The sequence below is a fragment of the Segatella salivae F0493 genome, assembly GCF_000477535.1.
Taxonomy (GTDB): Bacteria; Bacteroidota; Bacteroidia; order Bacteroidales; family Bacteroidaceae; genus Prevotella; species Prevotella salivae.
Genome location: NZ_AWGW01000008.1, coordinates 26,014 through 36,989, shown reverse-complemented (window position 1 = coordinate 36,989; position 10,976 = coordinate 26,014). Strand labels below are relative to the sequence as shown.

Below are 10,976 nucleotides of genomic sequence, written 5' to 3'. Positions count from 1 at the left end.
ACTTATTATATAATTAGCGTCAAATCACTGACCAACGAGAATGAAGACACGAAATGATTTGCGTCACTTTACCGCGTAATCTGCGTCATTTCATCGTGTGAAATGCGTCTAATGACACGATGATTTGCGTCATTTTAGGTCATGACCTGCGGCAAGCCGTAAAATGAAGCAAATAGAATAAGCGCTCACCCACAAACACTCTATAAAATAAAGGGAAAATAAGATGCTTAGAAAATAGAGCGATTGTGCTTTAAACGACAATCATATCGTGTGTTCATTGCAAGCATCTTATTCCCCTCTCTCTTTGGAGAGGGGTTGTGGGTAAGGGCTTTTTAGCTTATTAAAACCAGAAACTTCCCGCCTCGGGATTAACATCTCCCTTGAGATTCCACCAGAAATCGCGGACTGCTTCCTTGATATCGGTCAGTCCAAAAGCCTTCATGAGCGAGTAGATTGAAGTCAAATCTTCTGCAGAATAGGCCCTTGGTTCCCCGCTTATCTGGTCTAAACTCCAGCCATATACATGCTCATCAAGTTCCCGTTCATCGCTATTCATGTAGATGTTTAACGGCAGATTGATCGATGGCATCCATGCTTCTTCTTTCAGTTGTGTAACAGATGGCCGATAGAAAGAACTCGCTTTACCATCTGAGAACTTAGAATTTCGGGCACGCATCAAGTCAATTTTAAGTGTAAATTGCTTGTGAGTATGCTTGAAAATAAAGTAACCTTTCAGGCCAACGGGATTCTTTTCACCCGTAAATTTGGCTCCATCGAACTTGTTAGTCTTATCCCATGGCGTTGTATCGCAATAGTAATAAGAGAAGAAGTCGGGTGAGTTTGTGTCGCCTTTCTCCTCCTTTCCACCATAAGAAGGATAGATATTGTCGGCTAAAAAGAAGTGTTGATAATGCTGATCTTCGCCATTTTCTATAATCTTTTGCGTGATATCGTGACCCGCTTTGTCGTAATATCGCAAGACAAAGGCAGACACATAATGTCCTTCATCGCTACCCATGAGGTTAACACTTGACGGATTTTGTGCATCAGCCACCCACTTTCCATTTTTCAAAGTGTAGGTAAGTTTATAGTTCTTACCAATGTATTGGAGTTCCTTTGGTACTGAATTTTGGTGAAAAGCGTATGTTCCGTGCAGGTGACCATTATAGATTTCGATTGTCATTTTAGCCGGTTGAAAGAGTGAAGGGTCAAGCGTTGCTTCCTCATTTGATTCTCCATCGACAACAATAGGCAACTTAACATTGATATCCCAGAGGCCAGTGCTGAGGAGTTTTGGTGCTGGATTGTAGAAAGGTGAAGGCTTTCCATCGGCTCCAAACTTGCTTTCTGCGGCATGAAGTAAGTCGATCGAGAGTTCAAAATGCCTGCCGGGCTTGACAAATTTGATTAAACCATCGAAGCCCATTGGGTTGGTTTCGCCGATGAAAGCGCCGTTAAGTTCGTCTATATAGCGGTAATCGTAGGGCAAATCTGCCTTGTTTGTGACACGAACGGAACTTGTTTGACCATTATATTGTACGCGTTTGTAGGTAGAAAAGAAGTGTTGATGTATCTTATCCTGACCGAGATTATAGAACTGACTGTTCATCATTTCTCCCTTAGCATTATAATATTCCATCTTCAACAGATAGACAACGTTGGGATTATCGATGCAGTTTTTCACGTGGAAGGCCTCTATTTGGCTGGTTCTGTGCCATCCTTCGCCGGCTGTAGTCTGCCATTCTATCACCTGAGCTGGTGCTGAAGATGCCTTGAAATCAGCCTTCTTGGGTTGTTTGTCAAAGGTAGTGACATTATCGAGTGTACCCTCTTGGAGCGTGAAAACCGCGCGAATAGGGTCTTCATGCAGTTTTTTATCCCTCTCATTTTCAGGTTTTTCAGGGCTACATCCTATCATAATCGTTGTCAAAGCGATAGCAACGACAGCCAAAATACTTTTGAATAAATTTATTGTTTTCATTGTTTTATGTTTTAATTAGAAGTTCCATGTAATGATAAAGCGCACATCTCGTCCCATGTCATGGGCGTAATAGCGACTTCGGTTGGTGTATTCCTTGTACTCATGATTAAGGATATTGTCGCCCATCAGACTCATTCGGAGTGACATTCCCTCGCGCATGGGCACGGAAAGTGAGGCTTCAAAGCCCATAAGATGATAGGCAGCAGGTGTAAACGGAATGAGATCTGTGGCAGGATTGAAGCGTGTTTGTTTAGCAACAAAGCGGTGATTCAAACTTATTTTGGGTTGAAGCGCCTTCCACACAGGCAGTTTCCAGGTGAGCGATTGCGTCAAACGGAAACTCGGAATGTAGGGAAGATAAGTGTGAGAAGGTAGCTCTCGTGCCCAGATCATGGCCGAAACAAGATGATAGTCGAGTGCACTTATCGGTCGGATGTGGGCATCTAAGTCAACACCTTGAAAGAAAGCGCGCGTTTGTCTGTATTGAAACACGGGGTAAGCCCCTGATACTACGGTGATGTTTCGACCCGTTGGTTGGTCAAAAATGTAGTTGTTCACCCACTGAAGATAGCCATCTAATTGAATGTTTAGATGCGAATCAGCATACTTAACTGACGTAATCCACTTATAACTTTGCTCTGAACGAAGCGATGAATCGCCTTTAACGAAGATGCCAGAACTTAGTTCATTGCCGTTACTATATAGCTCATAAACGTGTGGAGCGCGCCAAGCTACGCCGAAATGTGACGTGAGTTTAAGTCGCCGATTGACGTGAAAGTGGGCGCCAAGGCTATAAGTAAAGTTCGTGAAGTCACGCGTTCCGCCGTATCGATTGCCTGTCCAGTCATAGCCGTCGGCCTTTGTTTGTTGTCCATCAAGACGCACTCCGGCTTCCATTCCCCATCGATTGGCGGTAAGTTTCTGCAGTGCATAGACGCCAAAAGCTACCTCTGTATAGTTTGGAATGATAGGAACCACACCCGTTCCACGTTCATTATGGTTATCCGTGAGTAGGAGTTGACCTCCTGCTTCAGACTTCCATTGGCCGTAACCCTTATTCCAAATGAGCGAGTTTTGCAACGATTTAAGGTGTAAACTCACAGTAGGAATGTCGGAATGGTTCATGCGTCGGATGCGATTCTCACGCCGATTGTCTTGTTGAAACGTTGATTGGAAGGTGAAATTTCCAAGTCGTTGGTCGTCGAAGAAAGCCTTTATCCACGCTGTATGATGGTTAATCTTTTGGTGAGGATAGCCAATATGTCGGCTAAAGGGTGAGACATCAACAGGTCGACCGAGTCTAATTCGCTCCTGAAGTAGCTGTTCATTGCCCATCTGTGCACTCTGCATAACGCCTATTTTCTGTGCAAACAGACTGTAACCGGTTTCAAATCGCCACGCATTTCGACTATAACCCAACGTTAAAGAGAAGTCGTTCTCGCGCATACCCGTATTGTTTAACAAATACTTTGCAGTGCTTCTATCTCCTCCATTCTCTTGATTTACATGCAAACGCCACGCCCAATTACCTCGCCATTTGAAGCTGTTTTCAACATAACCTGACGCTCCGAAGCGTCTTCCATTGGTACCAAATAGGCCCGAAACCATGCCATGTAAGCCCTTGATTCCATAGGGAAGTGGCGACGGTTGCATAAGAATGATTCCACCAAGTGCCTCAGAACCATACTTCACTGCATCCGCTCCTTTGACTACTTCTATGTCACTATAGTTGTTCTTATCTATCTCGGGAGCGTGATCATCGCCCCATTGTTGGCCCGTAAGTCGGGCACCATTGCTAACCATTAGAATGCGATTGCCATACATTCCGTGTATAACGGGCTTCGAAACGATGGTTCCTGTCTGGATGGAACTCATGCCGCTGACGCCTTCAAGCAATGAACCCAGGGAACGTCCCAAGGCATTAGTGATGGTGGTCTGATTGATTTGGTTGCCCACTTGATTAGCCCCCATGAGCTGACGACGTGAAGAAACCACAACTTCATGCAAGCAAATAGAGTCATGAATAACTTTATCTGCCTGATTGTTCTGCGCCCGCATCGGTACACACCAACTTAAACAAGCAAGAAAAATGCCTGTAAACAGATGCTTCCCAAAGTAAGTTTTGAGCATCATAAAATAAAAATTAAGTGTCAATAAATGGCTTCTCAACCCTTCAATAGCGTGAGAAGCGATTGAAAGGGGTACCTAAAAGCTGCACGAAATGACATCCGCGCACACCTATCCCCTATGCTATAAGGTGAAGATTAGCCTACAGTCGGAGGCGAATGGCTATTGATGGAGGCAACAACCCGATAGACAGTTTGTGGAGAAAAAAGGTGGATGGCTATCCAATGCATGGTTACCACAGGCACAAACACAAGCGGTTTGGCCTCTGTTGCCTTGTGCATTGCGAAGTCACAAACACTACATATCTGTTTCACGGAGGCTTCATGACTTGCCGAAACCTTTGCTTTGCCGTGATAAGATGAGTCGTGATAGTGGAAGCCTTTAAGCACAACAGACGATGTGAACACTAAAATCAGTGTCCAAACATATAGAAATTTTATCGTCTTTTTTGGCTTCATAGGTGTCCAAATGAGGCATGCTGATAAAGGAAAGCATAGCCCTCGAATGATATTTTGTGTAAAAGTAAGCAAAAAAATAACGCGTTATACTCCGCCATTTGTTTATTTATAGGATTTTAAATGGCGTTAACATTTTTGAAGAAGCTGTTAAAACATGAAACAAGATAAAAGAAAGCACGTTGTAAACTGCGTCAAATGACCGCGCAATTTGACGCAAATGACGCGATGATTTGACGCAAATCACAACACCATTTGATGCATATTGCAAAATGAAGTAAAGGAAAAGAGCACACCACCTGGCATTTATGGGAAAACAAAAGCATGGCAGGCAGCTTTTAATGTCAAAGATATGGATGGCTTTCGATGCCTTTTTTATGCTGCAAGACAGGGCTTTTTATAACGGTTTTGAAACCCATTTACCTTGTCTTATCCTGCTAAGAGCCATGAGGTTAGTTTCCTTTTAAGGCACTTATTATTGCTGTTTGACTCCTAAAAGCAAAGTGTAAATAATATTAAATTTAACAAGGGGGGGGTAAAATTAAAGATTTTTATATAGCTTTGTGTTGTGAATCATGTTTAAATACCATAATTATGAGACTTTTGTTTATTGTTATTTGTTTATGTTCCAGCCTTGAGTTATGTGCTCAAAAGACTGATTCGCTGCGCATAGACAGCGTTATTCACACCCTTCCTGATGTGATGATAAAAGGCGAAAGACCTCTTGCGACAGTGCAAGGGAGTGCCATTATTTATGATCTTCCAAGGCTAATTGAGAAGAAAGGTGCATCAAATGTCTATGAAGCCTTAAAGGAATTGCCCGGCATTATGGAGCAGAATGGAAAACTTTCCTTAGCGGGTTTGGCCACAACTTTTATCATTGATGGTAAGGTTTCCACGCTTTCCGTCGACGAAACGACGGCTCTTTTAAAGGCTTTACCGCCAAGTAAGATAGACAAAGTAGAGGTATATTACAACGCACCGGCTAAGCTTCAAGCGCGTGGAGCAGTAGTAAACATAAGACTGAAACATGGGGGTGACGATGCAACTCCATTGCAAGGAGAGCTTGGTGGAGTATGGGCGCAGAGCCATGAACCAACATTTGACGAGCATGGAACCTTGCTTTTAAACAGTAAGAAGTTTGCCATGGACCTGTTTTATCAGCATGTTGACCAAAAGAATTATACCACATCGGGATTTGATTCGCATCATTTGCTCAACGATGGGACAACACATCACATTGCATCTTTTACCCAAAACCGATATAAAGGCTATAGTCACAACGTGAGATTGGGCATGGACTACAACTTCAGCAAGAATCATTTGCTCAGTTTAGTCTATCAGTTGACCAACACAAGCGGTTCAAGTCAGCAGACCACTACAGGCGATATTACCAGTATTTCTGACTTTAAGAAGCACACATGGCTACACAATTTGCGCCTTGATTACATAGCTCCTTTCGGACTAAAAGCAGGTGCTGAGCTTACATACTATCACAATCCATCACATGAGAACTTTCAAAGTACGATTCCAACGGGTGCAATGCAGGTTGCTGTTGATAATGAACAACGTGTTAACCGATGGAGATTTTACCTTGCAAAAGAGCATCAATTGAAAGGCGGATGGGGCCTAAACTATGGGGCAATCTATACCACAAGTATCAATCACGGCAGTCAAAACTACGTGCAAGTACACTCTACAACAGGCTATAGTCCATTGTCTTCGTTCACCCGATTGCGTGAAGAGAACGTGAATTTCTATGTAGGAGGCGATAAGGTTTTGGGCAAAAAGCTTTCTGCCGAGGCTTCTTTGGCCGCCGAATATTACCACACTTTGTTGTGGCATGAGTGGCATTTCTATCCCACACTGAACCTTACTTACCGCCCCAAAGAAGGCCATTTATTGCAATTAGGCCTAAGCAATGAACGCAAATATCCAGATTATTGGACAATGACTCCATTCACTACATACAATGATGGAGGCTATAGTGAGATTACAGGTAACCCATATTTGAAGCCTTCGAGTGAGTATCAGCTGCAATTACTCTATCTTTTGAAGAACAAATATCAATTGGTTTCCTGGTTCACTCATACCGATAATTACTTCATTCAAACGGTATATCAGCGACCCGATAGGCTGTCATTAAGTTATAAGAACCTTAATTTTAACTTCTCAGAACAGGCAGGTGTGCAGATGGTTATCCCGCAACAGTTTGGCAAAGTGTTGTCCTCTCGTCTCACATTATTAGGCATTTGGCAACATGAGAAGGCTGAAAACTTCTATGATATTCCGTTTAATCGCCATAGAATTTGGGGCGCTGTGACATTAAACAACACGCTAACCATATCGACAAAGCCTGATATCAACCTTTCAGTAAATGCCTGGATACGCTCTAAGGGCATTCAAGCCACGTATGATTTGCCGTCATCAGGCAGTGTGAATCTTAGTGCACAATGGACCTTTATGAAAAGAAAGGCTTCGTTGCGCCTATTCTGTAACGACCTGTTCCAAACGGAAATGATAGACCCTTACGTGCGTTTTAAGGGTCAAAATCTTAGTGCAAACTACTCCTGTTATCGCACTTTCGGCCTTGCTTTCACGTATAAGTTTGGTGGATATAAGGAAAAACAGCGCAAGGAAGCAGATACCTCGCGCTTTTGATACAACGTAATGGCACAATATTTAGTTTCTTTCCCTGAGATGATTGCAGGGAAAGAAACCTCATTATTTATTCTTTTGTAAGAAAGGAATACGACATATTACTTGATTAGCTATAGCAGTTATAGGGTAAGAAACAGAATAACTGACAGCTAATAAAACGAGAAATATCAATAATGGGTACTTAAATCCATAGATTGAATCATGAAAAAGATGATAACAAAAGAATGAATGTGTGAGCCACATTACCATAGACTGTTTCCCAAGATGTTCTAAAATATAAGTCACTACCCTACTAAATGAAAGGTGAAGTAACATGAAAACATAGATAAATTCGAATAGAGGCGAGAGAGCAGATGACGTGATTGAGCAGTTAATTACAAAGGTTAAAAGCAATAAAGTCACGGCTATCCATGGCTTATTTTCTAAGAAAGTACAACTCCCTTTGCCTTTGTTTGTATAATAATGGAAGGCTCCTCCTATAACAAAAGAGACTTGAACATCAAAATAAGTTAACACAAAATTATACCAAGTATGATAGGCTTTGGCTGGTGCAATATATCTACTAATAGTGTAAGCACTAATGAAGTAGAGCACAATTGAGGCGAAAAGAGTCCATTTTACACCACATTTATCTATCAACCTAAAGATGAAAGGTGAGGTCAATGACAACAAGGCGTAGGGAAATAAAAACCAAGTTTCACTATTATAGGAATTGCTTAAGCTTAAAAAATTCAGCAAAATATCCCATAAACTCCCTGGATATTTCTCTTTATCCACAAAATGTCCTATGGAAACAAATATCAAAAGGATAAGCCAATAATATATATATATCCTTAATAAACGCTTGATTTGTCCCTTTGTTGTCAACGAATGATGTGTATAACTATAATGTAAGCCGTAACCACTTAACATTAAAAAAATACCAACGGGATTACAAGCACGAGATAAAATATAAACCAATGGCCTTTCACCAATAAAAAACCAAGGAGCATATTCACCTGGAGTCCAATGATTAAAGAGGTGAAGGAAGAGCATCATTAATATAGCTATGCCCTTTAACTGTGTGGATTGAGCTTTTGACATTTGTTATTTCTTAATATTATTACTTAGTCTCTGCGGAAAATATCGCGTGTATATACCTTATCTTCTACGTCATCCAAGCAGCTATCATAACGATTAGCGATGATGGCATCTGACTGACTTTTGAAGCTGTCAAGACTGTTAACAACAAGACTTCCAAAGAAAGTTGAGCCGTCTTCTAACGTGGGTTCATAGATGATTACTTTCGCTCCTTTAGCTTTTATGCGTTTCATCACGCCCTGAATACTACTTTGTCGGAAGTTGTCTGAATGTGACTTCATCGTCAAACGGAACACTCCAATGCAACATGTTTTCTCCTCTTTTGCATCGTAATCTCCATGATTATAGTAATCATAATAACCCGCTTTGCGCAACACTCTGTCTGCAATGAAGTCCTTACGAGTGCGATTACTCTCGACAATGGCTTGGATAAGGTTCTCTGGAACATCGGCATAATTGGCCAAAAGTTGCTTCGTATCTTTCGGTAAACAATAGCCCCCGTAGCCGAAAGAAGGGTTATTATAGAAGGTACCTATACGCGGATCGAGCCCTACTCCACTAATAATTGACTTCGTATCTAAGCCTTTTGACTCAGCATAAGTATCGAGTTCGTTGAAGAAACTCACGCGAAGAGCAAGATAGGTATTGGCAAAGAGTTTTACGGCTTCGGCCTCTGTGAGTCCCATATAAAGCGTATCGATGTTCTCTTTGATAGCCCCTTCTCGTAGAAGTGCCGCAAACTGGCGGGCCTTTTCATTGAGAACTTCGTCTTCAGGACGGCCAATGATGATACGACTTGGATATAAGTTATCGTAAAGCGCCTTACTTTCGCGCAAAAATTCGGGTGCAAAGAGGAAGTTGTTGCAGTCATACCGCCGTCTTACTCCTTCGGTATAACCCACTGGAACCGTGCTCTTGATGACCATAATTGCTTTGGGATTGACTTGCAACACGCGTTCAATGACCTCTTCAACATGCATAGTATCAAAGTAGTTTCGCACGGGATCATAGTTTGTTGGAGTTGCAATCACAACGAAATCTGCATCTCGATAAGCACTGTCGCCATCGATTGTAGCGTGGAGATGAAGTGGTTTCTCACGCAAATACTTTTCGATATATTCATCTTGTATAGGCGACTTGTGCTGATTAATCAGTTCAACTTTTTCGGGAACAACGTCTACTGCCGTCACCTGATGGTGCTGACTGAGTAGTGTAGCAATACTCAAACCGACATAACCTGTACCGGCTACGGCTATCTTTACATTCATTTTTATATTTTCTTTCATTGTACTTAATATTCAATTGCGAACAAAATGCCCCTTAAACACGCATCTCTCGGAAAGCGAAAAACATGATTGGAGCTGTTAATAATAGGGTAATAAAGTCACCACATGCCTGACAAATCTCCACACCTGTAAGCCCTAAATAATGCGGAAGAATAAAAATCAGGGGGATAAAAAATAGTCCTTGGCGTGAAGCTGCAAGGAGATTAGCTCGGAAAGTCTTTCGACAGGTTTGCATTATCATGTTAGACATCAGGATAAAAGACCACAAAGGGAAGGTCAATAACTGATATCTCAGTGCACGAGTACCTATGGATATTACGTCGAAATCATTGCGAAAGAGTTCTATTGCCTCTGCACTGAAGATGAAAAGTATAACCGCCCAGAAGAAAAGGAAACTTGTTCCAACCTTCACACAGAACCAAAACCCGGCCTTAACACGTTCATATCGCTTCGCACCATAGCAGAAACCACACATCGGTTGATAGCCATGTCCGAGCCCAATTATCATGCTAAAGATGAACATTGTGATGCGATTGACGATGCTCATTGCGGCAATTGCTGCGTCACCATAATGCGAAGCACTGACATTTAAGGCTATCGTTGCGATACTGGCCAAGCCTTGTCGTGACAAGGAAGGGGTGCCTCCAGCAATAATCTCCTTAATAAACATCCTACGATGTGAGAAGTTTCGCGGTGTATAATGAATGATATCTTTATGCCGACTCATGACATACATGACGACAAATCCAACCGCTTGACCCGTCACTGTGGCTATAGCTGCACCGCGAATTCCCATATTAAAGGTGAATATAAAGAGTGGATCGAGCACACAGTTCAATAGTGCTCCCACTACAATCCCATACATAGAGTATCGCGCATAACCTTGAAAGCGCATTTGATTATTCATGCAAAGGGTGCACATAATGAATGGAATCCCGAGCAAAGAGATGCCAAGGTATTGGCGTGTATAGGGCAAAATAGTTGATGTACTGCCTAAGAATATACAAATTTTATCTAAGAATATAAGGCCGAAAACAACGATAATAATTGATGAAATGAAGGCATAGCCGAGTGCTGTAGACGCCATTTGTTCCGCATTCCGCCGGTTTTTACTTCCTAATTCGCGTGAAATATAGTTGCCAGAACCATTCCCAAAGAAGAAAGAAAAGGCTTGAATGAAGAACATAACCGAAAAGACTATGCCCACAGCTGCCGTTGCTTGAGTGTTTATTTTGCCTACAAAGTAGGTGTCAACGATATTATAAAGATTTGTGATGAGCATTGCAATAATCGTCGGAACGGCCATTGTTCCGATAACTTTCGGTATTGGTTCCTGAGTAAGAAATGTGTAGTTATCCTCTTTTTGCATGCTTTTTATCTTATAAT

The 10,976-nt window shown here is 41.9% G+C and carries 7 protein-coding genes; 1 reads left to right on the top strand and 6 read right to left on the bottom strand.

Translation table 11 applies throughout. The features are described from left to right. Positions 1-340: 340 nt before the first annotated feature. The 3 genes from HMPREF9145_RS04645 to HMPREF9145_RS04635 all read right to left on the bottom strand — a co-directional run bounded on the left by HMPREF9145_RS04645 (position 341) and on the right by HMPREF9145_RS04635 (position 4,566). A complete protein-coding gene (locus HMPREF9145_RS04645; protein ID WP_021825175.1) occupies positions 341-1,981 on the bottom strand; it encodes a hypothetical protein in 1,641 nt (546 codons plus the stop codon). Positions 1,982-1,996: 15 nt separating this feature from the next. Further along, on the bottom strand, positions 1,997-4,114 hold the full coding sequence (locus HMPREF9145_RS04640) for a TonB-dependent receptor (RefSeq protein WP_021825182.1): 2,118 nt from the start codon (positions 4,112-4,114) through the stop codon (positions 1,997-1,999). Between the two features lie 131 nt (positions 4,115-4,245). After that, on the bottom strand, positions 4,246-4,566 hold the full coding sequence (locus tag HMPREF9145_RS04635) for a hypothetical protein (RefSeq protein WP_021825180.1): 321 nt from the start codon (positions 4,564-4,566) through the stop codon (positions 4,246-4,248). Between the two features lie 591 nt (positions 4,567-5,157). Here HMPREF9145_RS04635 and HMPREF9145_RS04630 point away from each other — a divergent pair. Then, positions 5,158-7,224, top strand: coding sequence for an outer membrane beta-barrel family protein (locus HMPREF9145_RS04630; RefSeq protein ID WP_021825186.1), 2,067 nt, complete (start codon positions 5,158-5,160; stop codon positions 7,222-7,224). Positions 7,225-7,287: 63 nt separating this feature from the next. Here the strand turns inward: HMPREF9145_RS04630 and HMPREF9145_RS04625 are convergent, their stop codons facing one another. The 3 genes from HMPREF9145_RS04625 to HMPREF9145_RS04615 are packed head-to-tail and all read right to left on the bottom strand — an operon-like array spanning position 7,288 to position 10,959. Beyond that, entirely contained in the window at positions 7,288-8,307 is a 1,020-nt protein-coding gene (locus tag HMPREF9145_RS04625; RefSeq protein ID WP_036906595.1) for an acyltransferase family protein, read from the bottom strand. Positions 8,308-8,330: 23 nt separating this feature from the next. Next, positions 8,331-9,572, bottom strand: a complete 1,242-nt coding sequence (locus HMPREF9145_RS04620; RefSeq protein WP_036906600.1) for a nucleotide sugar dehydrogenase — start codon at positions 9,570-9,572, stop codon at positions 8,331-8,333. A 52-nt stretch (positions 9,573-9,624) separates the two neighbouring features. Then, on the bottom strand, positions 9,625-10,959 hold the full coding sequence (locus HMPREF9145_RS04615; RefSeq protein ID WP_021825184.1) for an MATE family efflux transporter: 1,335 nt from the start codon (positions 10,957-10,959) through the stop codon (positions 9,625-9,627). Between the last annotated feature and the right edge of the window lie 17 nt (positions 10,960-10,976).